The 25,330-nt window shown below is 71.8% G+C and carries 25 protein-coding genes and 1 pseudogene; 7 read left to right on the forward strand and 19 right to left on the reverse strand.

Going from position 1 to position 25,330, the window contains the following annotated elements:
* Nucleotides 1-2: 2 nt before the first annotated feature.
* The gene (locus tag ACX80K_RS15565; RefSeq protein ID WP_459272805.1) at nucleotides 3-968 is read left to right on the forward strand and encodes a quinone oxidoreductase family protein; all 966 of its coding nucleotides are present in this window, start codon (nucleotides 3-5) and stop codon (nucleotides 966-968) included.
* Nucleotides 969-1,123: 155 nt separating this feature from the next.
* On the opposite strand, the pseudogene ACX80K_RS15570 reads toward ACX80K_RS15565, so the two are convergent.
* The 3 genes and pseudogenes from ACX80K_RS15570 to pheS all read right to left on the reverse strand — a co-directional run.
* Nucleotides 1,124-1,519, reverse strand: a pseudogene (locus ACX80K_RS15570) (HNH endonuclease); the annotation flags it as partial.
* 248 nt (nucleotides 1,520-1,767) lie between these two features.
* Complete coding sequence (gene pheT / locus ACX80K_RS15575) at nucleotides 1,768-4,311, reverse strand: phenylalanine--tRNA ligase subunit beta (protein WP_459272806.1); 2,544 nt, start codon at nucleotides 4,309-4,311, stop codon at nucleotides 1,768-1,770.
* Nucleotides 4,312-5,394 (reverse strand): phenylalanine--tRNA ligase subunit alpha, encoded by a 1,083-nt coding sequence (gene pheS, locus ACX80K_RS15580; RefSeq protein WP_459272807.1) that lies wholly within the window; start codon nucleotides 5,392-5,394, stop codon nucleotides 4,312-4,314. It lies immediately after the preceding gene.
* Nucleotides 5,395-5,619: 225 nt separating this feature from the next.
* On the opposite strand from pheS, the gene ACX80K_RS15585 reads away from it, so the two are divergent.
* Entirely contained in the window at nucleotides 5,620-6,090 is a 471-nt protein-coding gene (locus tag ACX80K_RS15585) for an eCIS core domain-containing protein (protein WP_459272808.1), read from the forward strand.
* A 12-nt stretch (nucleotides 6,091-6,102) separates the two neighbouring features.
* Here ACX80K_RS15585 and pcp read toward each other — a convergent pair whose 3' ends face one another.
* Nucleotides 6,103-6,741 (reverse strand): pyroglutamyl-peptidase I, encoded by a 639-nt coding sequence (gene pcp, locus ACX80K_RS15590; protein WP_459272809.1) that lies wholly within the window; start codon nucleotides 6,739-6,741, stop codon nucleotides 6,103-6,105.
* Between the two features lie 65 nt (nucleotides 6,742-6,806).
* Between pcp and ACX80K_RS15595 the strand changes: the two genes are divergently transcribed.
* Nucleotides 6,807-7,859 carry an Rv2578c family radical SAM protein gene (locus ACX80K_RS15595; RefSeq protein WP_459272810.1) on the forward strand — a complete coding sequence of 351 codons (1,053 nt, stop codon included), beginning with the start codon at nucleotides 6,807-6,809 and terminating at the stop codon, nucleotides 7,857-7,859.
* On the opposite strand, the gene ACX80K_RS15600 is transcribed toward ACX80K_RS15595, so the two are convergent.
* A complete protein-coding gene (locus tag ACX80K_RS15600) occupies nucleotides 7,856-8,302 on the reverse strand; it encodes a (deoxy)nucleoside triphosphate pyrophosphohydrolase (protein WP_459272811.1) in 447 nt (148 codons plus the stop codon). The genes ACX80K_RS15595 and ACX80K_RS15600 overlap by 4 nt on opposite strands.
* A 162-nt stretch (nucleotides 8,303-8,464) precedes the next feature.
* Here ACX80K_RS15600 and ACX80K_RS15605 point away from each other — a divergent pair, with 162 nt between their 5' ends.
* Nucleotides 8,465-9,700, forward strand: coding sequence for an MFS transporter (locus ACX80K_RS15605; RefSeq protein WP_459272812.1), 1,236 nt, complete (start codon nucleotides 8,465-8,467; stop codon nucleotides 9,698-9,700).
* 28 nt (nucleotides 9,701-9,728) lie between these two features.
* On the opposite strand, the gene ACX80K_RS15610 is transcribed toward ACX80K_RS15605, so the two are convergent.
* The 4 genes from ACX80K_RS15610 to infC form a co-directional block, all read right to left on the reverse strand.
* A complete protein-coding gene (locus tag ACX80K_RS15610; protein ID WP_459272813.1) occupies nucleotides 9,729-10,643 on the reverse strand; it encodes a TrmH family RNA methyltransferase in 915 nt (304 codons plus the stop codon).
* A gap of 45 nt (nucleotides 10,644-10,688) precedes the next feature.
* Entirely contained in the window at nucleotides 10,689-11,078 is a 390-nt protein-coding gene (rplT, locus tag ACX80K_RS15615; RefSeq protein ID WP_055772447.1) for a 50S ribosomal protein L20, read from the reverse strand.
* Nucleotides 11,079-11,165: 87 nt separating this feature from the next.
* On the reverse strand, nucleotides 11,166-11,360 hold the full coding sequence (gene rpmI / locus ACX80K_RS15620; protein ID WP_055772451.1) for a 50S ribosomal protein L35: 195 nt from the start codon (nucleotides 11,358-11,360) through the stop codon (nucleotides 11,166-11,168).
* A gap of 106 nt (nucleotides 11,361-11,466) precedes the next feature.
* Nucleotides 11,467-12,573 carry a translation initiation factor IF-3 gene (gene infC / locus ACX80K_RS15625; protein ID WP_459272814.1) on the reverse strand — a complete coding sequence of 369 codons (1,107 nt, stop codon included), beginning with the start codon at nucleotides 12,571-12,573 and terminating at the stop codon, nucleotides 11,467-11,469.
* A gap of 340 nt (nucleotides 12,574-12,913) precedes the next feature.
* Between infC and ACX80K_RS15630 the strand changes: the two genes are divergently transcribed.
* On the forward strand, nucleotides 12,914-13,375 hold the full coding sequence (locus ACX80K_RS15630; protein ID WP_459272815.1) for a DUF1844 domain-containing protein: 462 nt from the start codon (nucleotides 12,914-12,916) through the stop codon (nucleotides 13,373-13,375).
* A gap of 24 nt (nucleotides 13,376-13,399) precedes the next feature.
* Here the strand turns inward: ACX80K_RS15630 and ACX80K_RS15635 are convergent, their stop codons facing one another.
* The 8 genes from ACX80K_RS15635 to ACX80K_RS15670 form a co-directional block, all read right to left on the reverse strand.
* On the reverse strand, nucleotides 13,400-14,695 hold the full coding sequence (locus ACX80K_RS15635; protein ID WP_459272816.1) for an MFS transporter: 1,296 nt from the start codon (nucleotides 14,693-14,695) through the stop codon (nucleotides 13,400-13,402).
* A 27-nt stretch (nucleotides 14,696-14,722) separates the two neighbouring features.
* Complete coding sequence (locus ACX80K_RS15640) at nucleotides 14,723-15,589, reverse strand: SseB family protein (protein WP_459272818.1); 867 nt, start codon at nucleotides 15,587-15,589, stop codon at nucleotides 14,723-14,725.
* Nucleotides 15,586-16,338 carry a bifunctional 1-(5-phosphoribosyl)-5-((5-phosphoribosylamino)methylideneamino)imidazole-4-carboxamide isomerase/phosphoribosylanthranilate isomerase PriA gene (priA, locus tag ACX80K_RS15645; RefSeq protein WP_459272819.1) on the reverse strand — a complete coding sequence of 251 codons (753 nt, stop codon included), beginning with the start codon at nucleotides 16,336-16,338 and terminating at the stop codon, nucleotides 15,586-15,588. Before priA ends, ACX80K_RS15640 begins: the two co-directional genes overlap by 4 nt.
* A 47-nt stretch (nucleotides 16,339-16,385) precedes the next feature.
* Nucleotides 16,386-16,544 (reverse strand): hypothetical protein, encoded by a 159-nt coding sequence (locus ACX80K_RS15650; RefSeq protein WP_181034991.1) that lies wholly within the window; start codon nucleotides 16,542-16,544, stop codon nucleotides 16,386-16,388.
* A 4-nt stretch (nucleotides 16,545-16,548) separates the two neighbouring features.
* A complete protein-coding gene (gene hisH, locus ACX80K_RS15655) occupies nucleotides 16,549-17,187 on the reverse strand; it encodes an imidazole glycerol phosphate synthase subunit HisH (RefSeq protein WP_459272820.1) in 639 nt (212 codons plus the stop codon).
* On the reverse strand, nucleotides 17,184-17,801 hold the full coding sequence (gene hisB / locus ACX80K_RS15660; RefSeq protein WP_459272821.1) for an imidazoleglycerol-phosphate dehydratase HisB: 618 nt from the start codon (nucleotides 17,799-17,801) through the stop codon (nucleotides 17,184-17,186). Before hisB ends, hisH begins: the two co-directional genes overlap by 4 nt.
* Before the next feature lie 138 nt (nucleotides 17,802-17,939).
* Nucleotides 17,940-19,034 (reverse strand): histidinol-phosphate transaminase, encoded by a 1,095-nt coding sequence (locus tag ACX80K_RS15665; RefSeq protein WP_459272822.1) that lies wholly within the window; start codon nucleotides 19,032-19,034, stop codon nucleotides 17,940-17,942.
* Nucleotides 19,035-19,112: 78 nt separating this feature from the next.
* Nucleotides 19,113-19,712 carry a LysM peptidoglycan-binding domain-containing protein gene (locus ACX80K_RS15670; RefSeq protein WP_459272823.1) on the reverse strand — a complete coding sequence of 200 codons (600 nt, stop codon included), beginning with the start codon at nucleotides 19,710-19,712 and terminating at the stop codon, nucleotides 19,113-19,115.
* Between the two features lie 367 nt (nucleotides 19,713-20,079).
* On the opposite strand from ACX80K_RS15670, the gene lexA reads away from it, so the two are divergent.
* Nucleotides 20,080-20,805: a transcriptional repressor LexA gene (gene lexA, locus ACX80K_RS15675; protein ID WP_459272851.1), complete on the forward strand. Its 726-nt coding sequence runs from the start codon at nucleotides 20,080-20,082 to the stop codon at nucleotides 20,803-20,805.
* An 81-nt stretch (nucleotides 20,806-20,886) separates the two neighbouring features.
* Here the strand turns inward: lexA and ACX80K_RS15680 are convergent, their stop codons facing one another.
* Entirely contained in the window at nucleotides 20,887-22,965 is a 2,079-nt protein-coding gene (locus ACX80K_RS15680) for an ATP-dependent DNA helicase (RefSeq protein WP_459272824.1), read from the reverse strand.
* On the reverse strand, nucleotides 22,958-24,538 hold the full coding sequence (gene hflX, locus ACX80K_RS15685; RefSeq protein WP_459272825.1) for a GTPase HflX: 1,581 nt from the start codon (nucleotides 24,536-24,538) through the stop codon (nucleotides 22,958-22,960). Before hflX ends, ACX80K_RS15680 begins: the two co-directional genes overlap by 8 nt.
* A 140-nt stretch (nucleotides 24,539-24,678) precedes the next feature.
* On the opposite strand from hflX, the gene ACX80K_RS15690 reads away from it, so the two are divergent.
* The gene (locus ACX80K_RS15690) at nucleotides 24,679-25,311 is read left to right on the forward strand and encodes a class I SAM-dependent methyltransferase (RefSeq protein ID WP_459272827.1); all 633 of its coding nucleotides are present in this window, start codon (nucleotides 24,679-24,681) and stop codon (nucleotides 25,309-25,311) included.
* Nucleotides 25,312-25,330: the final 19 nt, after the last annotated feature.

Genomic DNA, 25,330 nt, shown 5'->3' on the forward strand with positions numbered 1-25,330 from the left:
TCATGCCCTCAGCCATCGTCGTCACCGCGCCCGGCGGTCCGGATGTCCTCGCTCTCGCACCCGTCGACCGCCCGGAGCCCGGTCCGGGCCAGCTCCTGGTGAAGGTGGCGGCCGCCGGGGTGAACTTCATCGAGACCTACCAGCGCAGCGGTGCCTACGCCGTCGAGCATCCCTTCACCCCCGGCGCCGAGGCGGCCGGTACCGTGGAGGCGCTCGGTGAGGGCGCCGTCGGTTTCGAGCCGGGAGACCGGGTGGCGTTCGCCGAGGGCAAGGCCACCTACGCGGAGTTCGCGCTCGTCGACGCCGACCGCGCCCTCCCCGTGCCCGACGGCGTGGACCTCGAGACCGCGGCGGCCCTGCCCCTGCAGGGCATGACCGCGCACTATCTCATCAACTCCACCTTCCCTGTCCAGCCCGATCACACGGTGCTCGTCCATGCCGGTGCGGGAGGCGTGGGCCTGCTGCTCATCCAGCTGCTCAAGGCACAGGGCGCGCGCGTGATCACCACGGTATCGACGCCGGAGAAGGAGGAGCTCGCGCGGGGTGCGGGCGCCGACGAGGTGCTGCGCTACGAGGGGTTCGCCGACGCGGCGCGGACGCTGACCGAGGGAACCGGTGTGGACGTCGTGTTCGACGGCGTCGGGAAGGCCACCTTCGACGAGTCGCTGCGCTCGCTGCGGATCAGGGGGACGCTGGTGCTCTTCGGCGCCGCGTCCGGCCCGGTACCGCCGTTCGACATCCAGCGCCTCAACAGCGGCGGCTCCCTCTTCGTGACCCGGCCCACGCTCGTGCACTACCTCCTCACCCCCGAGGAGCGGAGGTGGCGGTCCGAGGAGCTCTTCGGGGCGGTCGCTGCAGGTCGGCTCGAGGTGCGGATCGGTGCCCGGTACGCGCTGGCGGATGCGGCCCGCGCACACGAGGACCTCCAGGCCCGGCGCACCACGGGCAAGGTGCTGCTGATTCCCTGAGATCTCGCAGCAGGAATCAGGCGAAGACGACGTCCACCCCGCTGCCAGTATCGAGGTGTCGAGCCGATACGCTCTCCTGCCGGGCGGTTCGAGGGCGGCGAAGGGCGGGTGCGAGTGCCGGTTCGCAGCTCGGATTCCTGTTCGTCACGCCTGCTGCCGGGTAGGGGTGGCGCGGTGGAACGGTAGGTGTGGCCGGTGGGCGTGCGGAGTTCGATCGCGTGCCGGGCAGGACGCCCCGCGGTGCTCGGATGGGTGTCGGTGTGTGGCTCGGAGCTGGTAGCCGGTGTGACTCTCCAGCCGGGTAGTTCCCCGGTGTGGTTGCAGGCTTCGCAGAGCCCTGCCCCGTCGGACAGGCTTGTCGGCCCGTCGTCGTGCCAGGGGACGACGTGGTCGTCGTGGCGGATCGGTGCGTCGCAGAACGGGGTCCGGCAGAGGTCGTCGCGGGCCTGGAGGAAGCGGCGCTGCCCAGGGGTGAAGAGCCGGGCCTTCGAATCGGCAGCCACCAGCTCCCCACTCGAAGGGGCGGTGTACAAACGCCGGAGCCAAACCTCGACCTCTCGTCCGGAAGGGGTTGAGGGGGAGGATCCGGGTACCTGTGCGCGGGGCTGAGTGACGAGTTCCCTGGCCCCGACACCGTTGATTCGAAGACGCCGCAACCCCGTCGGGTCGGGCGCGTCGACACGGGGCGAAAGCGCCTGCGAGCCCGGCCTGGACCTGGCGCCACCCTCGATCGCACAGGGTCGCTCTGCCAGGGAAGGCCCGCCCCTGACCCGGGACGGGCCTTCACCTCACCTGGAGATCACCGCTGGACGGCACCGAACCGCTCGGCGGCGAGGGCCACCGCGGCGTCGCGCGCCGCGCTGGCCTCGTCCGCCGTCAGCGTGCGGTCGGAGGCCCGGAACCGCAGGGCGAACGCCAGCGACTTCCGGCCCTCGCCGATGCCCTGGCCGGTGTAGACGTCGAACAGGCTGACGTCCTCGAGCAGCTCGCCCGCCCCCTCGCGCAGTGTCTCGAGCACCTCTCCGGCGATCACGGCGGCATCCACGACGAGCGCGACGTCCTGCGTGGCCGGCGGGTACGTGGACAGCGGCCGCGCGACGATGACGTCCGCCGCAGCCTCGAACAGCAGGTCCACGTCGATCTCGAGAGCTACCGTGCGCGCGGGCAGGTCCTCCGCCGCGATCAGCTTCGGGTGGAGTTCGCCCGCGTATCCCAGCACCTCACCGCTCCGCAGGGAGAATTCCGCGGTGCGGCCCGGGTGGAAGGCCTGGTGGGTCCCCTGCCGGATGACGACGTCGACGCCGGTGACCTGCGCCATGAGCTGCACGACGTCGACGGCATCCGCCCAGTCCCAGGCGCGGGGTGCGACGCCGGCCGAGGGGGCTGCCTCGTGGCCGGTGAACAGCGCGGCGACCGTCTGCGGCTGGTCGGGGATCCCTGCGTACACGGCGGCGAGCACGGCGTCGTCGGGCCTGATCCCGAGCGGTGGGATGGTCCCGGTGCCCAGCGTCCCGGTGGGCAGGAACACCGCTCCCGCCTCGAACAGTGCGAGGTCGCGGAAACCGCGGGACGAGTTCCGCTTCGCGAGCTCGACGAGGCCGGGGAGTAGCGAGCGGCGGAGGTGTCCGCGCTCGGCACTGATGGGATTGGCGAGCCGCACCGACGGCGCCGCGGCGCCCTCCTCCGGGCTGCCGAAGACGGCGTTGGCCTGCTCGCTGACGAACGGGTAGGAGAGCACCTCGGTGAGTCCGGCCGCCGCGAGGGCGTTGAGGAGCCGGCGGCGCTGCTGCTGGACGCGCGTCAGGCCGCGCCCGGGAGGGGCGACGGGCAGGGTGGACGGGATCGTGTCGTAGCCGACGAGGCGGATGATCTCCTCGGTCAGGTCCTCACGCGTCTCGAGGTCCGTGCGCCAGCTCGGTGCGGTGACGCGGTAGCCGCCGTCGACGCGCTCCACCGTCGCGCCGAGGTCGGTGAGCGTACCCGTGATCTGCTCGTCGGTGAACTCGCGTCCGATCAGGCGCGCGGGGAAATCGGCGGCGAGGTCGATGACGCGCGGCTCGGGCACCTGCCCGACGTCGGTCGCGGCGTCGTCGGCGGTCCCACCCGCGAGCTCGAGGAGGAGCTCGACGGCGCGCTGCGCCGCGATGTCCGCGACCTGCCAGTCGACGCCGCGCTCGAAGCGCTTGGACGCCTCGGACGGCAGCCGGTGGCGGCGCCGCGAGCGTCCGATGCTGACGTCGTCGAAGTGGGCGGACTCGATCAGGACGCTGCGCGTGCCGTCGGAGACCTCGGTGGAGGCACCGCCCATGACACCGGCGATGCCGATCGGGCCGGAGCCGTCGGTGATGAGGAGGTCCTCGGGGTCGAGCGTGCGCTCCCTGTCGTCGAGGGTGCGCAGGGTCTCGCCGGGAGCCGCGCGCCGCACCACGATGTCGCCCGAGAGCTTGTCGAGGTCGTAGAAGTGCAGCGGCTGGCCGAGCTCCAGCATGACGTAGTTGGAGATGTCGACCACGAGCGAGATCGAGCGGATGCCCGCGAGGCGCAGGCGTGCCGACAGCCAGGGTGGCGTGGGCCGCGTCGGGTCGACGCCGCGTACGGTCCGGACCACGAAGCGGTCGCATCCCGGCACGCCGTAGACGGGGGCCGCGTCCTCGAGGCGCACCGGGTACCCGGTACCCGCGGCGGGAGGCACGACGACGGCGCCGGCAGGATCGGTGAACGCCGTCCCGGTGGCATGCGCGTACTCACGCGCCACCCCGCGGATGGAGAAGCAGTACCCGCGGTCGGGCGTCACGTTGATCTCGGCGGCCTCGTCGCGGAGCCCGAGCAGGTCCATCGCGTCCGTGCCCGGCTCCGGGTCGAGCCCCAGGGTGGAGAGCACGAGGATGCCGTCGTGGTCGTCGCCGATGCCGAGCTCCCGCACGGACGCGATCATGCCGGCGGACACGTGGCCGTAGGTCTTGCGGGGGCTGATCCGGAAGTCGCCGGGCAGGACGGCGCCGGGCAATGTCACGACCACCTTGTCGCCCTCGACGAAGTTGTGAGCGCCGCAGACGATGCCCTGGACACCGGAGGGGTCGATCCCGTCGCCCGTGAGTGTCTGCCGGGCGCCCTCCGGCACCACGCGCACCTGGCACCAGTTGATGGTCTTGCCGTTGGTCTGGGGTTCCCCGACGACGCTGAGCACCTGGCCCACCACGATGGGGCCGGAGAGCTCGTCGGTGGGGCGGTGGACGTCCTCCTCCTCCAGCCCCACCTTCACGAGCTCGGCCATCACGTCTTCCGCGGTCGCGTCCGCAGGGACGGCTGCGTACTCGCGCAGCCATGACAGTGGGATTCTCACCTAGATCTCCATCCCGAAGTGTTCGCTGAAACGTACGTCGCCCTCGATCATGTCCCGCATGTCGCCGACCTCGTTGCGGAACATGAGGGCCCGCTCGATCCCCATGCCGAAGGCGAAGCCGGAGTAGACGTCCGGGTCGATCCCCGTGGCCCGCAGGACGTTCGGGTTGACCATGCCGCAGCCGCCCCACTCGATCCAGCGCGGGCCGCCCTTGGCGCCCGGGTGCCAGATGTCCAGCTCGGCGCTCGGTTCGGTGAAGGGGAAGAAGTTGGGGCGCAGCCGGACCTTGGCGTCGTCGCCGAAGAGCTGCTGCGTGAAGTGCTCGAGCGTGCCCACGAGGTCGGCCATGGTGAGGCCCTTGTCGATGGCGAGGCCCTCGAACTGGTGGAACACGGGCGTGTGGGTGGCATCGAGCTCGTCGGTGCGGAACACCTTGCCCGGGCACAGGACGTAGATCGGCAGGTCGCGCTCGAGCATCGAGCGGACCTGCACCGGCGACGTGTGTGTCCGCAGGACGAGGTGGGCCTCCGGGGGCTCGACGAAGAAGGTGTCCTGCATCTCGCGGGCCGGGTGGTCCGGCTTGAAGTTCAGCGCGTCGAAGTTGAACCACTCCGACTCGAGCTCGGGGCCCTCGGCGATCTCCCAGCCCATCCCGACGAAGACGTCGCTGACCCGCTCCTGCAGCGTGGACAGCGGATGCCGTGCACCGGTCCTGCGACGGCGCGGGGCCGCGGTGACGTCGACGGCCTCCTCGACGAGGATCCGCGCATCGCGCTCCGCCTCGAGCTCGACGGTGCGGGCGGCGAGCGCCTGGTTGATCCGACCCCGGGCCGGACCGATGTTCTTGCCCGCGGCCGACTTCTGCTCCTTCGGCAGGGCACCGATCCCCCGGTTCGCGAGGCTCAGCGGCGACTTCTCACCGGTGTGCGCGATCCGCACCGACTTCAGTCCGTCGAGGTCCGATGCAGTGGCGATGGCGGCGAGCGCCGCGTCCACGGTGGCGGCGACCGACGAGGCATCCAGCGGATCGGGGACCTGGGCGGCGGGGCCGTCGGGCACGGCGTGCTCTGGGGTTTCGGACATGGGGATTGCTTACCTTGCACTCTCGGACGAGCGGCGGCTTGCCGGGCGAGCCACAGCTCTGGCGGGAACGGGGAACAGGGACAGGAAGAGGCCGGGTCGCAGCGGGCGCGCACCGGCGGGTCAAGTCTAGGCGACCCGTTCGGCAGGGTCGCAACCGCCCCGCCCTTACACGTCGCCGGGGCGGGACTCCGGGTGGGCGGGATCCTCCGCCGGTACGATGGCCGCATGGACCGGACGCTCGTGCCGCTGCTGAACTGGATCAACCTGTCGACGCCGTGCGGTCTCGCGCTGGCCGCCCTCTCCGGCTGCCGGGTCACGGCCGGCCCGCGGGGCATCCTGCTCGCCGAGGGCTACCGGCGGCGCCTCCCGAAGGCCAGGGCGTTCACGGTGGGCAGCGTGGTGCTGCTGCGGGGCACCGTCCCGCACGACCCTCCGGCCGGCTTCACCCGCCTGCTCGAGCACGAGGCGCGGCACACGGGGCAATATGCCGCGTGCCTCGGCCTCCCGTTCCTGCCCGCCTATCTCGCTGCCGCCGCCTACTCGCTCCTGCGCACGGGCGACCCGGCGTCGCGCAACCTGTTCGAGCGCGGGGCGGGGCTGTCCGACGGCGGCTACCGCGAGCGTCCGCCGCGGCCGCTCGCCGGGTCGGTGAGAGCCGCCGTCTCCTCGTTCGCGGGGCGGACTCGACGACGGTGACCGTCCCGCGGGTCAGTGCTCCGCGCCGGCGGCGACCCGCACGTCCTGCCCGGTGTCCGCCGTCGTCGTCGCGATGGTGGCGAGGGCGTCGGCCATGAGGTCGAGCGCGAGTCCCGGCTGCCCGTGCGCCTCGCCCTGCTCGGTGGAGAACGGGACGTGGACGAAGCCCCCGCGCGGTCCGTCCCGCTGTGCGAGCAGGTGCATGAGCCCGTAGAAGACGTGGTTGCAGACGTACGTCCCGGCCGTCTGCGACACCTCGACCGGGATGCCGAGGGCCGCCACGGCCTCCCGGCAGGCCTTGATGGGCAGCGAGGAGAAGTAGGCGGCGGGGCCACCGGCCACCACGGGCTCGTCGACGGGGAGCCGTCCGGCGTTGTCCGGGATGCGGGCGTCGTCGACGTTGATGGCGACGCGTTCGACCGAGACGCTCCCCCGCCCGCCGGCCTGCCCCACGCACAGCACGATCTCCGGGCGGAACCGCCCGAGCGCGGCCTCCAGTGCGTCGATGCTCCGCCCGAAGGCACAGGGGAGTTCGACGGCGGCCGCCTCTGTCCCCTGCGCCCGGAGCAGCTCCGCCGCCCGCTGTGCCGCCAGCCAGGACGGATTGGTCGATTCTCCCCCGAAGGGTTCGAAGCCGGTCAGCAGGATCATGCACCCAGCCTAGGTCAGGCGGCCTCGCGGTAGCGTCGAATTAGAACACGTGTTCTACTGGAGGCATGCGGTGGGACGGCCAGACAGTGACAGCGGACGACGTCACACCGGAGAAGCCGGCCCTGCTGCCCCTGGCCGGACTGGTCAGGAGCGTCCGGACGCCCGAGTTCGCCGGGATCACCTTCCACGAGGTCGCTGCCAGGTCGGTCCTCAACAGGGTCCCGCCGACGTCGTCCATGCCGTTCTCCTGGACCATCAATCCGTTCCGGGGCTGCTCGCACGCCTGCGTCTACTGCTTCGCCCGCAAGACGCACAGCTACCTGGACCTCGACACGGGGCTCGACTTCGACGCGCAGCTCGTCGTCAAGATCAACGCCGGCGAGGTGCTCGCCCGCGAGCTCGCCCGCCCCTCGTGGGCGCGCGAGCACGTGGCTCTGGGCACGAACACCGATCCGTACCAGCGGGCGGAGGGCCGCTACGGGCTCATGCCGGGGATCATCACGGCCCTGGCCGACTCGGGGACGCCCTTCTCCATCCTCACGAAGGGCACGCTCCTGGCCCGCGACCTCCCGCTGCTGAAGGCCGCGGCACAGTCTGTCACGGTCGGGATGGGCATCTCCCTCGCGCTCGTGGACCCTGTGCTCGCCGAGTCGATCGAGCCGGGGACACCCGCGCCGAAGGCGCGGCTGGCGCTCATCTCGAGGCTGCGCGAGGCGGGGCTGCCCTGCGGTGTCATGGCCATGCCGATCCTCCCCTGGCTCACGGACGGCGACGAATCGCTGGACGCGCTGTTCGGGGCGCTGGCGGCGGCGGGAGCCACGGGGGTGTCCGCCGGCCCCCTGCACCTGAGGCCGGGCTCGCGCGAATGGTTCATGCAGTGGCTCGCCGCGCACCACCCGCAGCTCGTCCCGCGGTACGAGACGCTCTACCGCGGCGGGAGCTACGCGTCGAAGGAGTACCGGGACTGGCTGTCCGGCAGGATCAGGGTCTTCCGCGCGAGGCACGGCCTGCCGGCGGGAGCCGGTTTCTTCCGCAACCTCTCACCCGCGGGCAACCCGGAGCCGGCGTCGGTCCTGCCCACGCCCGCGCCGGGTGCGGTCCAGGCGACCCTGTTCTAGCTCCGGCGGATCGCGGCACGCAGGGCGTCCACGATCGGTCGGTCGGCGGGGATCCAGGGCAGGGCATCGAGCTCGTGCTCCGGAGCCAGCGGGACCCAGCGCACCTCGTCGTGGTCCTGCAGGGGTGCGGCCTCGCCGGCGGACACCTCGGCGAGCCACACGCGCATCGCCGCGGTCGCATGGAGCGGCCAGCCCTGGGGGCCGGGGCCCGACACCTCCGGGCCCAGCCGCGCCTCGATGCCGAGCTCCTCGTCCAGTTCACGCAGCAACGCGCCCTCGCACGCCTCCCCGGGCTCCACCTTGCCCCCGGGGAACTCCCACATCCCTGCGAACTCAGGAGGTGCCGTCCTGCGGGCGACGAGGAGCCGGGTGGGCTGCGTGAGGGAGTCGACGACGGCCGCCCCGACGATCTGGCGGACCACGGTCTCTGCGGGTTGCGTCACCCGCCGAGTCTATCCGTGCCGCATACCGTGGGAGTCGGCGCTCCCCGGGCGACGCGGCCATCCCCTACGCTTGAGGGAGACGACGGCGTCAGCGTCGCCGCGTCTTCTCCCCCGGGTGCATCGGCGGCTCCTCCTTCCCCAGCTCCCGCCGCAAGGACACCCATGACCACCCCCGTTTCGCGTCCGACCTCCTCCCAGCGGCTGACGGGCCGGCCGCTGGCCCTCGCCATCGGGGCGCTCGCCGTGGGGGGCTTCGCCCTCGGGACCACGGAGTTCACCATCATGGGCCTGCTCGAGGACATGCGCGCCGATCTCGGCGTCGACTACGAGCGGGGCGGACACGTCATCTCCGCCTACGCGCTCGGCGTGGTCGTCGGAGCACCGATCCTCGCCACCCTGGGCGCGAAGAAGCCGCAACGCACCGTCGCCCTGGCCCTCATGCTGGTCATCACCCTGGCCAACATGTCCTCGTTCTTCGCCTCGGGTTTCGGGTGGATGCTGGCGTCGCGTTTCCTCTCGGGACTCCCGCACGGCGCCTACTTCGGTGTGGCGGCCGTCATCGCCGCGTCCCTCGCCGATCCGGCGAAGCGCGGGCGCGCCATCTCCATGGTGATGCTCGGGCTCAGCATCGCGAACGTCGTCGGGGTGCCGTTCGCCACCTGGATCGGCCAGCAGTTCGGCTGGCGTTCCATGTTCCTGCTCGTGGGCCTGATCGGTGCCGGGACGGTGGTGCTGATCAGGGCCTTCGTCCCGGCCCTCCCTGTACGGGAGGGCGCGAGCATCCGGGGCGAGCTGGGGGCCCTGCGCCGTCCGCAGCTGTGGATGACGCTGCTCATCGGGATCGTGGGCTTCGGCGGCTTCTTCGCCGTCTACTCCTACATCTCCCCGGTGATGACCGAGGTGGCAGGGGTGCGGGCGTCCCTGCTGCCGTTCGTCGTCGCCCTGTACGGCGTGGGCATGGTCGTCGGCAACATCCTGGGCGGACGACTCGCGGACAGATCGATCATGGGGAGTATCTACGGGTCGATGGCGGCGATCGCCGCCGTGCTGCTGGTCTTCCCCCTGGCGGCAGGCACGCCCTGGAGCGCCTGCCTCTTCGTGTTCCTCGTCGGCGCGACGGGTTCAACCCTCATCCCGCCCCTGCAGGCGCGGCTCCTCGACGTCTCACCGGGTGCACCGTCCCTCGCCTCCTCGATGAACCACTCCTCGCTGAACCTGGCGAACGCACTCGGCGCAGCGCTCGGCGGCGCCGTCATCACGGCGGGCTGGGGTTTCACCGCGCCGGCCCTGGTCGGAGCCGGCCTCGCCGTGCTCGGCCTCGGTGTGGCGCTCGTCAGTGGCCGGATGGACGGGCGGCGCGGGCTGAGGACGGAACGGAAGTCGGTCCCGGTCGGCTGAGGCGCGGCGGGGCGGACCCGGACGTCCGTCAGGCGGGGCGTTGTGCGCGGGCCGAGGCGTAGAGGCACACGGTCGCGGCGGTGCCGACGTTGAGGGATTCGGCGTTCCCGTACACGGGTACGGCGACCCGCGCATCGGCAGCAGCGGCGACCTCCGGGGGGAGACCCTGAGCCTCGTTGCCGAAGAGCCACGCGCCGGGATCGTCCAGTCGGACGGCGGCCGGCTCGTGCCCGTCGGCCTGCGCCGTCCCGAACCGGCGGGCTGCGCTCTCGTCCTGCAGGTCGTCGAGGTCCATGGGGCCGTAGCCGTCCGCCGCCAGCACCGTCATCCCCGCCTCCTTGAGGGTCCCGATCAGTCCGTCGAGCTCGACGCCGAGAACCAGCGGCAGGTGGAACAGCGATCCGACGGTCGACCGCACGGTCTTCGGGTTGTACGGGTCGACGCTCGCGCCGGTGAGGATGACGGCGTCGGCGCCCGCGGAGTCGGCTGCTCGGATGATGGTGCCGGCGTTACCGGGGTCCCTCACCTCGACCAGCACGGCCACGAGGCGCGGTGCGGTGGCGAGCACGTCCTCGAGGGGGACGTCGACGAACCTGCAGACCGCCACGAACCCCTGGGGCGTCACCGTCGAGGACATCGCGGCGAGCACCTCGGGGGTCGCCTGTCGCAGGACGGGCGCTCCGGGCCGGGCGAACAGCGCCGCGATGTCGGCGTGCCGTTCGAGTGCGTCCGGCGTCGCATAGGCGGCGGCGACGACGTCCTTCCCGGTCCCGCTCCTCTCGAGGTGCAGGCGGACGGCCTCCCGCACGGCCTGTGGTCCTTCGGCCAGGAACTCGCGCCGCCTGGAACGCGACGGACGCCCGGCCAGGCGTGCCACCTCCTTCACCCGATCCGCCTGGGTGTTGGTCATCAGTGGCGCCTGGGGGCGTCCGTCGTCAGTCATCGTGTACCGGTGGGCGGGCCGCTCGGCCCGCTCCAGCCGATGGGCCTAGGCCGAAGCCTTGAGCGGGGCCGACGTGTCGGCCGGCAGGGCGTTCTTCGCGATCTGGACGAGCGCTGCGAAGGCGGCTCCGTCCGTGACGGCGAGGTCGGCGAGCATGCGCCGGTCTACCTGGATCTCCGCGGCCTTGAGGCCCTGGATCAGGCGGTTGTAGGTGAGGCCGTTGGCGCGGGAGGCAGCGTTGATGCGCTGGATCCACAGGCGACGGAAGTCGCCCTTGCGCTTGCGGCGGTCGCCGTAGCTGTAGACGAACGAGTGGAGCAGCTGCTCCTTCGCCTTGCGGTACAGGCGCGAACGCTGTCCGCGGTAACCCTTGGCGCGCTCGAGGATGACCCGACGCTTCTTGTGGGCATTTACTGCCCTCTTCACACGTGCCACGTGCGTACTCCTTTTGTTCTTCGGTCACGGCCGCAGCCGCAGCGCTGCACGGTCTGTGCGTGCGCTTTCCCGGGGGTGGATAGGTGGTTAGATGCCCAGCATCTTCTTGATGACCTTGGTGTCGGCCTTCGAGACGATCTGATCGCTCGCGAGGCGGCGCGTCAACGTCGAGGACTTGTGCTCGAGGTAGTGACGGCGGTTGGCCTGCTGGCGCTTGAGCTTTCCGCTTCCGGTCAGCTTGAAGCGCTTCTTGGCGCCGCTGTGGGTCTTCATCTTCGGCATGGGGACCGATCTCCTTCTGGTAGCCGGGGCTGACGCACCCGGAATTCGGCACCGTACCGGTGCCTGCTGGTTTTCGAAACAGTCCCGTCAGGACCGGGCGGAAGCCCTAGTCCGTGCTGCCGGGCTTGGGGCGGCTGGTCGGGCTCTTGGGCGCCGCCCTGCCGGCGGGCTTGGGGGTCGCCGACGGCTTCGGCGCTCCGGGCTTCGGCATGGCCGAGGGCTTGGTTGCTGCGGACGGCTTCGGCGCTGCAGCCTGGGGTGCTGCGGCCTGGGGCGCCGCAGTCTGGGGTGCCGCGGCCGCAGGCCGGGCGGGTGCGGCCGCGGCGGGCCTCGACGCCGGAGCCGACGCGGGCCTCGAGGCCGCGGGGCGATCGGCTGCAGGCCGCGACGCGGTCGACCGGGGGGCCGACATGCTGCGGGCCGGGGCGCTCCTCGGTGCACTGGCAGCCCTGGGGGCCGCAGGTGCTTCCGGCGCGGCGGCCGGCGCCGCGGCTTCCGCCGCAGGTGCCTCCGTCGGCGCCGTCACGGGTGCCTCGACGACCGGCGCCTCCACGGGCGCCGCGTCGGGCTCGGTGTTGATGGCGTAACCCTCGGGCAGCAGGTCGGCGAGCGACTGCGTGAACGGCGCGTTGTCGCTTCCCGAGGTGTCGACCCGACCGGTGTCGACGCCGGACTTGGCAGCCTCGTTGGCGGCCTTCGCCTCGGCGCGCTGCGTCGCACGACGAGCCTCGGCCTTCGCCTCGGCCTTGTTCTTGGTGGGTCCGATGACCATGACCATGTTGCGGCCGTCGATGCGCGGCGAGGACTCGACCACGCCCACCTCGGCGACGTCCTCGGCGAACTTCTGGAGCAGGCGGATGCCCATCTCCGGTCGCTGCTGCTCACGTCCGCGGAACTGGATCATGGCCTTGACCTTGTCGCCCGCTCCGAGGAACCGCATGGCGTGCCCGCGCTTGGTCTCGTAGTCATGGGTGTCGATCTTGAGGCGGAAGCGGATCTCCTTCAGGACCGTGTTGGTCTGGTTCTTCCGCGCTTCACGCGCCTTGACGGCCGCCTCGTACTTGTACTTACCAAAATCCATGAGCTTCGCGACCGGAGGCTTCGCCTGCGGTGCTACCTCAACCAGATCCAGGTCGGACTCGGCGGCAAGTCGGAGTGCGTCCTCGATACGGACGATCCCTACCTGTTCGCCGGCAGGTCCGACCAACCGCACCTCGGGGACGCGGATACGATCATTGATTCTTGGCTCGCTAATGTGTGACTCCTGTGAATTCTCAAACCGGAACCGCGTGCAGACGAAAGAAGGCCTCCCATTGCATGCGCAATCGAAGGCCTCGTCAACCGGTTCCCGACGTGCGGGGAAAGCATCAGCCTTCCTCGCGATCATCCGCAGGACCGACCAGGTGACCCGGCTACCTGTAATGCGGCCAAGGGTCGCACCAGGCAAACGCGGGTGGGAGAGGACTCCGCTTGCATCCCGGCCCGTCTCCACCGGCCCCTTGCGGAGCACAGCGAGTAACAGCGACCGGTTGGTCTATGCCAAGCTTACCAGTATGAACACGCCACACGACAATCCGCAGCACTCCCCCGACGACGCGCCCGCGACGGCCTCCCGGCGGAGCTTCGCGGAGGAGCACCCGCACGGCGCCGACGCACCGGACGCGCCGTCCGCCGCCGAGCAGGATGTCCGTCGGGAGATGCGTGACATCTCCGAGGTCGCCGCCGTCGAGGTCATCGTGACGTCGGCGGTCCACCTCATGAGCGCGGCGGCGGTGAAGTGCGGCCTCGGCCACGAGGAGAACGCGGAACAGCTCAAGGACCTCGATGAGGCACGCAAGCTCATCACGGCCCTCGCGGGCTTCGTGACCGCGGCGGCACCGGAGATCGGTTCGCAGCACGCCGGCCCCTTGCGCGACGGCCTCCGCTCGCTGCAGCTCGCCTTCCGCGAGGCGTCGATCATCCCCGACGCGCCGGGCAAGGGCCCCGGCGAGAAGTACACGGGCCCGGTGAACTGACCGCCGATCCCTTCCGGGTCGTCCCTAGACGACCGGCGCCGTCCCCGTCGGCACAGCGCCCCGCCCGATCCTGCGTGCTGCGAGGCCCGCGATGCCGATGACCGCGGAGACCACGGAGACGGCGGTGAAGCCGCCCCACGGCCCGGTGGTGTCGATGAGGACGCCCGCGATGGGAGCCCCGAGCGCGACGCCGGAGGTCAGCGCGGAACCGTACCAGCCCATGGCCTCACCCCTCCGGTCCTCGGCGACGAGGTCGGCGACCTTCTCCGACGCGGCGGAGAGGACCGGCGCGCACAGCAGGCCCGGGGGGATGGACAGCAGCGCCAGCGAGAGCGTGGTCTCGGCGAATCCCATGGGCAGCGTCAGCAGTGCCATGCCGAGCAGGAGCAGCGACGGCGCGACCGGTCGGTGCAGGGCCCCGTAGAGGATGCCGCCGACGACGGACGCCGCACACCAGGCCACGAACACGAGCCCGAGCTGGCTCTCCTTCCCCGCGTGCTCGAGGGCGGCGACGATGCCGACCTCGGAGCCGGAGAGGAGGAGCCCGGCCCCCGCGGCGACGACCATGACGAGGACGAGCGGTGCCGTCAGCCAGGGGAACGCCCGGCGCACTCCCCTGCGGAGCGTCGAGGCCCCGCGGCGACGTCCGCCCGCATCCGAGAACCCGATGAGATCCGCTGCCGCTTCACCGAGCACGGCGGGTGCCGCGGCGGCGACCGTCCCGGCGTCGGGGAGCTGCTCGGACCGTGTCGGCGGATTGATCAACATGAGGAAGAGCCCGGCGGACGCGGCGGCGATACCGACAAGGGTCAGGCCGAGCACGGAGGAGACCTGGGTGGCGAGGACGACGCCCACGGCCGGACCCGCCATGAAGACGACCTCCGTCGAGATGGCATCGAGCGTGAAGGCCGTGCGGCGACGGTCGCCGTCCACCAGCACGCCGAGCGCCTGGCGGATCACCGAGAAGGCCGGGAGGGTGAAGAGGCCGCCCACCAGGGCGGCGACGAGCAGCCACTGGTAGGACAGGTGCGGTGCGACGGACCAGATGACGGCTTCCGCGACGACCGACGGGATGAGCGCACGGCGCAGGCCCGCCTCGTCGATCCGCCGGCCCCGCCACGGCGCACCGACGGCGATGCCGATCGTGACGACAGCGGCGACGGCGCCCGCCTCGGCGTAGCCCCGGTCGAGGGTCTGCACCACGTGCAGGGTCAGCAGCACGCCGGCCGCCGAGTGGGGGAAGCGGGCGATCATCCCGACGAGCAGCAGCATCCGTACGGAGCGGATGCGCAGCAGGTCCCGGTAGACGGCGAAGTTCACGTTCCTGGCTTTCCTGGCCGACGGACGTCAGCGGGTGAGTTTGATGTCGAGCGAATCGACGCGTTCCACGAAGTCGGCGAGGCCCAGGAGCCTGCCCCGGAAGGAGGCGACGGCGTCGCGCACCTCCTGCTGCGACAGCCCGGCACGGAGCTGCACGTCCATGCGCAGCTCGGGCCCCGGCCCTCCGCCGGAAGCAATGCTACCGTCGGCGGCCCGCGTGAGGACCCCTGCCGCGGGCCGGAGCGCCACCGAGATGATGTCCCGCTCCTCGCGCGCAGCGGTCCCGACGAGCGACGCGAGGGCCGTGTCCTCGTAGGACGGCGTCCAGTCGACCTGCCGGGCGAGGGCCCAGACGGCGGGACGCCGGATGACGACGGTCAGCTCGGCCCCGGGATCGAGCACCATCAGCTCCGCGTCCTCCGCCGCGGCGGCGAGGGCGGCGCGCGCCGCATAGGCGGCCACGGGACGCGCCTCGGGGTGCCAGCGCGTCAGGGCCGCCGTCGACGAGAAGACCGGCAGCGCCTTGCGCCCGTCGGGCGCGGACAGCGTGACGAGCGCCATCTCGGCCTCCTTGTCGGACCGCAGGCCGGAGGCGCCCTCCCCGGCCGCGCTCAGCCGGGCGACGATGGGGATGAACACGCGCGCCGTGGTGAGGGCGGCGAACACCGCACGCTCGCGCGCGCCCGGCTGGTCCCCGGACCGGTCCGGGGCGGCCAGGAGCCCGGCGACGGCGGCGGAGAGACCACGGTCCGCGGTCCCGTCGTCGTCGTCGAAGGCGTGCAGGGGGTTCTCCGGGCCCGACAGGTCCCGACCGGCCCACACCTGCCCGGCGGAGTCCGCGGTGTTGCCGGCGAGTGCCGCCGCGATGTGCGCCGGGAGCTGCCGGCCGGTCACGCCCCGGGCAGCCCTGCCACGTCCAGCGCCTGCGGCAGGGTGAACGCGCCGGCGTAGAGGGCCTTGCCGACGATGGCCCCCTCGAGCCCGTCGGGCACGAGGTCGCGGAGCGCCGCGATGTCGTCCAGGCTCGAGATGCCGCCCGAGGCCACGACGGGGCGGGTGGTCTTCGCCAGGACCTCACGCAGCAGGGCGAGGTTCGGTCCCTTCAGCGTGCCGTCCTTGGTCACGTCCGTCACGACGTAGCGGGCGCAGCCGGCGTCCTCGAGACGCTGCAGGACCTCCCACAGGTCTCCCCCGTCCTCGGTCCAGCCGCGCGCGGCGAGCGTGGTCCCGCGCACGTCGAGTCCGACGGCGACGGCGTCCCCGTACCGCGCGATGGCCAGTTCGGTCCACTCGGGGTTCTCGAGCGCAGCGGTGCCGAGGTTGACCCGGGTGGCGCCGAGCTCCAGCGCGGCGTCGAGCGACGCGTCGTCCCGGATGCCGCCGGAGAGTTCCACCTTGATGTCGAGCTGTCGGACGACGCGCTCGAGCAGGTCCCGGTTGGAGCCGCGGCCGAACGCGGCGTCGAGGTCGACGAGGTGCACCCACTCGGCCCCGTCCTCCTGCCACGCGAGGGCGGCGTCGACCGGGTCGCCGTAGCTGGTCTCGCTGCCGGCCTCGCCCTGGACCAGGCGCACGGCCTTGCCGTCGGCGACGTCGACGGCGGGGAGGAGTTCGAGCGTGGGTGTTTCGGCGAAGGGGCTCATGGTCTGCTTTCGTACGGGCGGAGAACGGGGACGGGGGCGGGTTGCGGCTAGTCGCCGGGAAGCGTGAACAGGTAGGCGGCGAAGAGGGACAGCCCGGCCAGCGCGAGGAAGGCGATCCACACCCAGCGCGGGAAGTCCTGGCTGCGCAGGGAGAACGCCCCGCCGATGAGGATGCCGGCGACACCCATGAGGACGAGGCTCAGCATCGGCTCATCGGAGACCCTCGATCCAGTTCCGCAGCAGCTGGGCCCCTGCGTCGCCGGACTTCTCGGGGTGGAACTGCGTGGCGCTGAGGGGCCCGTTCTCGACGGCGGCGATGAACCGGCCGCCGTGATCGGACCAGGTGACCTGCGGTGGCTTCATGGCGGGCTGCGTGACGTCGAAGGTCCAGTCCTGGACGCCGTAGGAGTGGACGAAGTAGAACCGTTCGTCCCCGATGCCGTCGAACAGGACGGTGTCCGCCGGCGCCTCCACCGTGTTCCAGCCCATGTGCGGCACGACGTCGGCCTTGAGCCGCTCCACCGTCCCCGGCCACTCCCCCATGCCGGGCGTCCGGACGCCGTGCTCCACACCCTCGTCGAAGAGCACCTGCAGGCCCACGCAGATCCCGAGGACGGGCCTGCCGCCGGCCACGCGCCGACCGATCATGCGGAGTGCGTCGACGTCCTTCAGCCCCTTCATGACGGCGGCGAACGCGCCGACGCCGGGGACGAGCAGGCCGTCGGCAGTGAGGACGTCGTCGGGCTTGGCGCTCAGCACGACCTCGGCTCCCACGTGCTCGAGGGCGCGGACGACGGAGCGGACGTTGCCGGACCCGTAGTCGAGCACCGTGACGCGGCGCGCGGTCATAGCGCTCCCTTGGTGGACGGGATGCCCTCGACGCGTGGATCCGACTCGACGGCTGCGCGCAGCGCCCGGGCCAGGGCCTTGAACTGGGCCTCGACGATGTGGTGCGGGTCGCGGCCCGCGAGGACGGTGACGTGGAGGCAGATCCCGGCGTGGAGGGCGAGGGCCTCCAGGACGTGGCGCGTGAGCGACCCCGTGAAGTGGCCACCGATCAGGTGGTACTCCTGGCCGGCCGGCTCCCCGCCGTGGACGAGGAACGGCCGGCCGGAGATGTCGACGACGGCGTTCGCGAGGGCCTCGTCGAGCGGGACGGTGGCCTCGCCGAACCGGCGGATGCCGGCCTTCGTCCCGAGCGCGATGCGGAGGGCCTCGCCGATCGCGATCGCGGTGTCCTCGACCGTGTGGTGGACGTCGATGTGCGTGTCGCCGGAGGACCTGATGGTGAGGTCGATCAGCGAGTGCTTCGACAGGGCCGTGAGCATGTGGTCGTAGAAGGGCACGGTGGTGTCGATCGAGGACACACCCGTGCCGTCGAGGTCGAGCTCCACGAGGACGCTGGACTCGCTCGTGACGCGCTCGATACGGGCCGTTCGGCCTGGGGCGGCATCAACTGTCATTGCTTTCCTTCTGTCTGCTCCCGGGCATCCGGGCACGGATCGGCGTTTCTGGGAGAGCCGGGGGTCGGGATCGGCGGGGCGCGCCGGGCGGCCCCTCAAGTCTAGGAGACCCGTCCGCAGGACGGGCCATCGGAGGGGCTAGAGCAGCTTCCCCAGCGCGGACAGGAACGCCGTCGTCTCCGGTTCTGTTCCCGCGGTGACGCGGAGCGACCCCGGGATCCCGACGTCGCGGATCAGCACCCCCGCCTCCAGCAGTCCCTCCCAGACGCGGTGCGGGTCGTCGAGGCCCGAGAAGAACACGAAGTTGGCGTCCGAGGGTGCCGGGGACAGTCCGAGGCGCTCGAGCTCCCGGACGATCCGGTCCCGCTGCACCTTGATCGCCTCGACGTTGGCCAGCAGCGTGTCCGCGTGGGTGAGCGCGGCGTTGGCCGCCGCCTGCGTGATCGCCGACAGGTGGTAGGGCAGGCGCACCAGCCGCAGGGCGTCCGCGACCTCCGGGGCTGCCGCGAGATACCCGATCCGCGCCCCGGCGAGGGCGAACGCCTTGCTCATGGTGCGGGACACGAGCAGCCGCGGGCGGCCGGGGAGCAGGGTGAGCGCGCTGGGTGTGTCCTTCTGCGCGAACTCCCCGTAGGCCTCGTCGACGATGATGATGGCGCGTTCCGCCTCGCCGGCGTCGTAGGCCGCCTCGACGACGTCGAGGCCCAGCGCCGTGCCCGTGGGGTTGTTCGGCGAACACAGGAAGACGATGTTGGCGGCCGACTCGCGTACCGCCCGGGCCGTGGCCCCAGGGGTCATGGCGTAGGCGGCCTGACGGTCCGCCGTGACGTACCGCGTGCCCGTGCCGCTGGCCAGCAGCGGGTACATGGAGTAGGTGGGCGGGAATCCGATCGCCGTCCGCCCCGGCCCGCCGAACGCCTGCAGGACCTGCTGCAGTACTTCGTTCGAGCCGTTCGCCGCCCACAGCTGGTCCGGGGTGAGGCCGTGGCCGAGATAGTCGGCGAGGTTTTTCCGCAGCTCCGCGAATTCGCGGTCCGGGTAGCGGTTGAGGCCCTGGGTCGCGTGGGCGACGGCCTCGACGATCGCGGCATGCACATCGGCCGGGACACCGTGCGTGTTCTCGTTGACGTTCAGGAGGATCGGGACGTCGAGCTGCGGCGCACCGTAGGGGTGCAGCCCGACGAGGTCGTTACGCAGCGGGAGGTTTGCAAGGGCGTCGACGGAGGAGGGCACGCTCCCAGTTTAAGCGATGCCGACTTCAGCGGCTAATGAAGTCGGGCTGGGCGCCTGCGGCGGCCGGACCGGCTCTGCCTATCCTGCCGCGGGGACGGCGATGCTCTGGCCCGCCTGGACGACGGAGCTGCGCAGGTCGTTGAGTTCGACCATCTCGGCCACGACCTCGCGCGGGTCGCGGTCCGGCGCGTACCGGAGCGCCAGGTCCCACAGGGACTCGCCGGCCGCCACACTGACCTCGACGGTCGACGAGGGTGCCGGCAGCGACTCCGAGGCCTGGGCCTGCGACGTGAGGAAGGCGCCGAGGAGGATGAGGGCCGCCACGCCGAGCGCGATCGGCAGGCCGACCAGCACCAGCCGTCCCCGCCGCGTCAGGGTCACGGGCCGCTCCGTACTCCGCTGCATGGAGGTACGGGGCTGCATGGACGTATCGGACAGCGTGGACGTGGCGGTGCGGGACGCCGAGCCACGGGGCCTGGGGACGCGGGGCCCGGTCCACGCCGTGCGCACGGGCGGGACGGACTGCAGGGCAGGGACGGACCGGAGGAGCGGGACGGACCGGGTGAGCGGGGCCGTCGCGGGCGGGGCGGACCGGACGAGACGGAGGTGCGGCTCCGGACGCGTGGGGGTCAGCGCCCAGAGCGCCGTGCTGCCGTGCTGTGCTGGTGCTTCAGCCATTACGTAGCCTCTTTCCCTTCGAACAGCCGGTCGGGGCTGGACTCTCGTTTCGAACGCGTGTTCTAATTCATCTGAGCTTATTTCTAGCACTGACCGACGACCCTTGTCGAGACTCGCTCGAACATATGTTTGAAAAGCCCCACCGTCTGCCCTAGCGTGAACAGGGCAGGGCATGGACGGCACCTGCTGCCACCAAGCGGCAGGCACGGCGTCGATGTACCTCAGGAAATCACCCGCCACTGACAGAATCGCTCCCGCCCCGGCGGAGGGCGGCAGGCGGGCACAACGGGATCTGCAGTCCCAGGCGAAAGGCATCACAGTGGCGGAACGAACATCGGCGGACCGGCAGGAATCGAACACGGCCGAGGTGCCGGCGAATGCCGTGCCGATCTCGGCGGGCCGTGGCCGCCCCCGCGGCCGCTCGGTGTCGAAGGGCCTGACCGCGCGCCAGCTGACCATCCTCGAGACCATCCAGCGCTCGATCGCGGACAAGGGCTACCCGCCCTCCATGCGGGAGATCGGCGACATCGTCGGCCTGGCCAGCCTGTCGAGCGTGACGCACCAGCTCTCGCAGCTCGAGCGGCTCGGCTACCTGCGGCGCGACCCCAAGCGTCCCCGGGCCATGGAGGTCCTGCTGCCGCTGACCCTGCCGCCCGAGCCGGCGACCGGTGACGGGTCGGCGCCGGAGCGGCCCTCTGCCGAGCACAGGGTCGCCGTCGACACCGCCCTGGTCCCGCTCGTGGGGCGCATCGCAGCCGGTGGGCCGATCCTCGCCGATCAGGTCGTGGAGGACGTCATGCCCCTCCCCCGGCAGCTCGTGGGCCATGGGGAGCTCTTCATGCTCAGGGTCTCGGGGGACTCGATGGTCGACGCCGCCATCTGCGACGGGGACTGGGTGGTGGTCCGGAAGCAGCAGAGCGCGCAGAACGGCGACATCGTTGCCGCTCTCCTCGACGACGAGGCGACGGTGAAGACCTTCCGCCAGCGCGACGGCCATACGTGGCTGCTGCCCCAGAACACCCGCTACGAACCGATCCTCGGAGACCATGCCAGCATCATGGGCAAGGTCGTCTCGGTGATGCGCGCCCTCTAGGTCCGGGCACGCACCACCGGGCATGCTAAGGGCGCCGCAGTCCGGAACTGCGGCGCCCTTCGCATGGCATCGGCAGGACCGTCAGCGGACGGAGAGGCGTTCGAGGATCCCGGTGACCGTGGCCCTGTCCGTCGTCGCCCAGAAGGGCGGCAGCGCGGCCCGGAGGAAGCCGCCGTAGCGGGCCGTGGCGAGGCGGCTGTCGAGCACGGCGACGACGCCCCGGTCCCCCGTGGAACGGATGAGCCGTCCGGCCCCCTGGGCGAGCCGGACCGCGGCGTGGGTCGCCGAGACGCTCATGAACCCGTTGCCGCCGTTGCGGGCGACGGCTCGCGTGCGGGCCGTCATGAGGGGGTCGTCGGGCCGGGGGAAGGGGATGCGGTCGATGACGACGAGGCGGCACGACGCGCCGGGCACGTCGACCCCCTGCCACAGGGACATCGTGCCGAACAGGCACGTGTCCGGCTCGGCCGCGAACCGGTCGACGAGCCCGCTCAGGGAGGACTCCCCCTGGCACAGGATCTCGAAGTCGACCTGGGGCCGTAGCGCCTCGGCCGCCTCCTCTGCGGCCCGCCGCGAGGAGAACAGGCCGAGCGCACCCCCGCGGGAGGCCCTGAGGAGCGTCAGCAGCTCCTGCAGCTGCGCGTCGGACGTGCCGCGCTCGGGCTTGGGCAGGTCCTTCGCCACGTACAGGACGCCCTGGCGCGGGTAGTCGAACGGACTGCCGACGTCGACGCCGGTCCAGGCGGGCGCGCCGGGTCCGCTGAGGCCCAGCGACCCCGCGACGGGACCGAACTCGGACCCGATGGCAAGCGTCGCCGAGGTGAGGATCACCGTGTGGTCCTCGAAGAGGCCCTCCCGCAGGCGTGCCGCGACCGAGAGCGGCGCGACGTTGAGTGTCGCGGGTGCACCCTCGTCCGGCTGCGCATACCCGGATCCCGGTGTGAAGGTGCTGGTCCGGGACGCCCAGACCACCTCGTTCGAATCGGTGGCCGCGAGGATGCGCTCGGCGAGGTCGAAGACCAGCGTGACGCGCGAGCGGGCCACCTGCCGCCCGCCGTCGGCGTCCGCCTCGGACTTGCCGTCCGTCTTCGTGTCGGACAGTGCGGCCCGTGCTGCGTCGCGGACCTGCGCGAGCGACTCCTCGAGGTCATCCGGCAGCCCGCCGGGCAGGAGCCCGGACGGGACGAGCTCCGAGGCCGCCTCGAAGGCGGCGGCCGCGGTGTCGAGGGCCGAGGTGCCGATGGAGGCGTGGCGGCGGAGGGCGGTGGAGGCCGCCCCCACCATGGAGGCCGAGAGCTGCCCGGACACGGCTCCGGTGACGCGGTCGTGCAGCTCGTGGGCCTCGTCGATCACGACGACGTCGTACTCGGGCAGGACGGCGAGCCCCTCGAACGCGCTGATCGCGAGCATCGCGTGGTTGGTGATGATGATGTCGGCGTCCGCGGCGGCGGCCCGGGCCTTCTCGCTGAAGCACTCCTGCGCCATCGGGCAGCGGGCGGCGCCCAGGCACTCCATGCTGGACACGGACACCTGCCGCCAGGCCCGGTCGCTCACGCCGGGGACGAGGTCGTCGCGGTCGCCCGTGTCCGTGCCGTCCGCCCACTCGCGCAGCCTCACCACCTCGCGGCCGAGCGCCGACGAGGGCGCGCCCCCGGTCAGCGGCGACGGGTGCGGTGTGGCGTCCTCGCCGAGGCTGAAGAGCGCATCGGGGACGTCCTCCTCGGGGAAGCCGCCGCCGGTCTTGTGGAGGCAGACGTAGTTGGAGCGGCCCTTGAGCAGGGCGACGTCGACGGGGCGCGCGAGGGCGGGCCGGACGGCCTCGAGGAGGCGCGGGAGGTCCCGGCCCACGATCTGCGCCTGCAGGGCGAGCGTCGCGGTCGAGACGACCGACGGCCGGTCGCTCTCCAGGGCGTGCGCGATGAGCGGGACGAGGTACGCGAGGGACTTGCCGGTCCCGGTGCCGGCCTGGACGAGCAGGTGGTCGCCCGAGCGGATGGCCTCACTGACCTGCCGCACCATCTCGTGCTGGCCGGTGCGCATCTCCCCGCCCATCGCGGCCACGGCGGTGTCGAGCAGTTTGATCGCTTGGTGGTTCCCGGGAGCGGACGGGCCCGGGACCGGCGCCGCGACGGCGGCGCCGGACCGTGGTGTGTCACTCATGCCGCAGGTACGGCTCCAGGTCGGCCGCCAGGCCCTCGCGAACCATCACCTCGAGGCGCGTCCCGTCGTCGACGTGCTCCAGGCCGAGGATCTCCACGTCCTCCTCGTGGAGGCGGCTCAGCACCTCGCCCCGCTCGTAGGGCACGAGCAGGTCCAGCTTGACCCCGGGACGCGGGATGCTCGTGCTGATGAGCTGACGGAGCTCGGTGAGCCCCGCCCCCGTGCGGGCGGACACGACGATGGAGCGTGGCTCTCGCTGCCGCAGCCGCTCGATGACGAACGGGTCGGCGGCGTCGGCCTTGTTGAAGACGAGGATCTCGGGCACCTTGCGGGCGTCGATCTCCGTCAGGACGGCGCGCACGGCGGCGATCTGCCCTTCCGGGTCGGGGTGCGACACGTCGACGACGTGCAGGATGAGGTCGGAGTCCGCCACCTCCTCCAGGGTCGACCGGAAGGCCTCGACGAGCTGTGTGGGCAGCGAGCGGACGAATCCGACCGTGTCGGCCAGCGTGTACCCGATGCCGTCGGGCGTCTCCGCCCGGCGGACCGTCGGGTCGAGCGTCGCGAACAGCGCGTTCTGCACGAGGACGCCTGCGTCCGTCAGCCGGTTCAGCAGGGACGACTTGCCGGCGTTCGTGTAGCCGGCGATCGCGACGGAGGGTACCTGGTTGCGTCGGCGGTTGGCGCGCTTCGTCTCCCGCGCGGGCTTCATCCCGGCGATCTCGCGGCGCAGCTTCGCCATGCGGTTGCGGATCTTCCGGCGGTCGAGTTCGATCTTCGTCTCACCGGGGCCTCGGGAGCCCATGCCGGCGCTCGCGCTGCCGACCTGGCCTCCGGCCTGGCGGGACATCGACTCGCCCCAGCCTCGGAGGCGCGGCAGCAGGTACTCGAGCTGCGCGAGCTCGACCTGCGCCTTGCCCTCGCGGCTCTTCGCGTGCTGCGCGAAGATGTCGAGGATCAGGGCGGTGCGGTCGATGACCTTCACCTTGACGATGTCCTCGAGGCCTCGGCGCTGCGACGGGGACAGCTCGCTGTCGACGATCACCGTGTCGGCTCCGGTGGCCTGGACGATGTCCTTCAGCTCCTGGGCCTTGCCCGAGCCGAGGAACGTCCCGGGGTCCGGCTTGGGGCGCCGCTGGACGATGCCGTCCAGCACCTCGGACCCGGCCGTCTCGGCGAGTGCGGCAAGTTCCTGCAGCGAGTTCTCGGCGTCCTGCGCCGTACCCTCGCTCCACAGCCCCGCGAGGACGACCCGCTCCAGCCTGAGCTGCCGGTACTCGACCTCGGTGACGTCCTCGAGTTCCGTCGACAGTCCGGCGACGCGGCGGAGGGCGCGGCGCTCCGCGAGGTCCTGCTGGTCCCCGTCGGCGTCCGACGTCTCGTCGTCACCCGAGAGGGCGAGCGCCCGTGAACGCCAGGTCGTCTCGATCGGTGCTGCGGTCTTCTCCGGCTTCGTCCCGTTCTTCGCCTTCGCCACGGCAGCTTCGTCGCTCGCCAGGATCCGGTCGATAACGGCTTGGATCTCCTCCGGGCCCATGTCGGCGCCGGTGGAATGCCCGTGATTCTCGGTCATGTTCTCCCTAGTTGGATGTCCTCCGATTCTACGGCCGCCCCTCGGGGCGCTCCAGCGGATTCTCCCCGGGCGAAACCGGGGTGCGCCCGGGCACGCCACCGCGGAGGGACGGGCACGGAGGTGCCACTAGGCTTTCCTCCATGGATTCACAGCAGGAGCCGCAGCCGGACGCCCAGCACTATTTCAGCGCACGACCGGCCGGACCGGACACGCGCAGGCCCCTCGCCGTCGTCCTGGCGGGCAGCCGCAGGGACCTGGTGACCTCGTCGGGCCTCTTCAGTCCCGACGGTGTGGACAAGGGGACGGCGATCCTCCTCGGCTCGGTGCCGGAGCCCGAGGGACAGCGCCTGCTGGACCTGGGCTGCGGCTGGGGTCCCCTCGCGCTCACCATGGCGCTGAAGGCGCCGGACGCGGAGGTCCTCGCCGTCGACGTCAACGAGCGGTGCCTCGCGCTGACCACGGAGAACGCCCGGCGGCTGGGGCTCGGCAACGTCACGGCCAGCACGCCGGACGACGTCGACGTGGGCCTCGAGTTCTCCACCATCTGGTCCAATCCGCCGATCCGGATCGGCAAGCAGGAGTTGCACGCCCTGCTGCTGCGCTGGCTGCCGCGCCTCGCGCCCGGCGGGACCGCGTGGCTCGTCGTGCAGAAGAACCTCGGCGCCGATTCGCTGCAGCGCTGGCTCGCCGAGGAACTGCCCGGCGACTTCACGGTGCGGCGCGCGGAGACCTCGAAGTCGTACCGCATCCTGGAGGTGCGCCGCGGGGAGTGAATCCCGCGGTGGGCGGTCC

Source organism: Arthrobacter sorbitolis (assembly GCF_054510995.1).

Excerpts from the sequence above, each read along its gene's own strand:
- ACX80K_RS15565 (WP_459272805.1), top strand. The coding sequence starts at position 3 with ATGCCCTCAGCCATCGTCGTCACCGCGCCCGGCGGTCCGGATGTCCTC.
- pheS (WP_459272807.1), bottom strand. The coding sequence starts at position 5,394 with ATGTCCGAAACCCCAGAGCACGCCGTGCCCGACGGCCCCGCCGCCCAG.
- ACX80K_RS15585 (WP_459272808.1), top strand. The coding sequence starts at position 5,620 with ATGGACCGGACGCTCGTGCCGCTGCTGAACTGGATCAACCTGTCGACG.
- pcp (WP_459272809.1), bottom strand. The coding sequence starts at position 6,741 with ATGATCCTGCTGACCGGCTTCGAACCCTTCGGGGGAGAATCGACCAAT.
- ACX80K_RS15595 (WP_459272810.1), top strand. The coding sequence starts at position 6,807 with ATGCGGTGGGACGGCCAGACAGTGACAGCGGACGACGTCACACCGGAG.
- ACX80K_RS15605 (WP_459272812.1), top strand. The coding sequence starts at position 8,465 with ATGACCACCCCCGTTTCGCGTCCGACCTCCTCCCAGCGGCTGACGGGC.
- ACX80K_RS15610 (WP_459272813.1), bottom strand. The coding sequence starts at position 10,643 with ATGACTGACGACGGACGCCCCCAGGCGCCACTGATGACCAACACCCAG.
- rpmI (WP_055772451.1), bottom strand. The coding sequence starts at position 11,360 with ATGCCGAAGATGAAGACCCACAGCGGCGCCAAGAAGCGCTTCAAGCTG.
- ACX80K_RS15630 (WP_459272815.1), top strand. The coding sequence starts at position 12,914 with ATGAACACGCCACACGACAATCCGCAGCACTCCCCCGACGACGCGCCC.
- priA (WP_459272819.1), bottom strand. The coding sequence starts at position 16,338 with ATGAGCCCCTTCGCCGAAACACCCACGCTCGAACTCCTCCCCGCCGTC.
- ACX80K_RS15650 (WP_181034991.1), bottom strand. The coding sequence starts at position 16,544 with ATGCTGAGCCTCGTCCTCATGGGTGTCGCCGGCATCCTCATCGGCGGG.
- hisH (WP_459272820.1), bottom strand. The coding sequence starts at position 17,187 with ATGACCGCGCGCCGCGTCACGGTGCTCGACTACGGGTCCGGCAACGTC.
- hisB (WP_459272821.1), bottom strand. The coding sequence starts at position 17,801 with ATGACAGTTGATGCCGCCCCAGGCCGAACGGCCCGTATCGAGCGCGTC.
- ACX80K_RS15670 (WP_459272823.1), bottom strand. The coding sequence starts at position 19,712 with ATGGCTGAAGCACCAGCACAGCACGGCAGCACGGCGCTCTGGGCGCTG.
- ACX80K_RS15680 (WP_459272824.1), bottom strand. The coding sequence starts at position 22,965 with ATGAGTGACACACCACGGTCCGGCGCCGCCGTCGCGGCGCCGGTCCCG.
- hflX (WP_459272825.1), bottom strand. The coding sequence starts at position 24,538 with ATGACCGAGAATCACGGGCATTCCACCGGCGCCGACATGGGCCCGGAG.
- ACX80K_RS15690 (WP_459272827.1), top strand. The coding sequence starts at position 24,679 with ATGGATTCACAGCAGGAGCCGCAGCCGGACGCCCAGCACTATTTCAGC.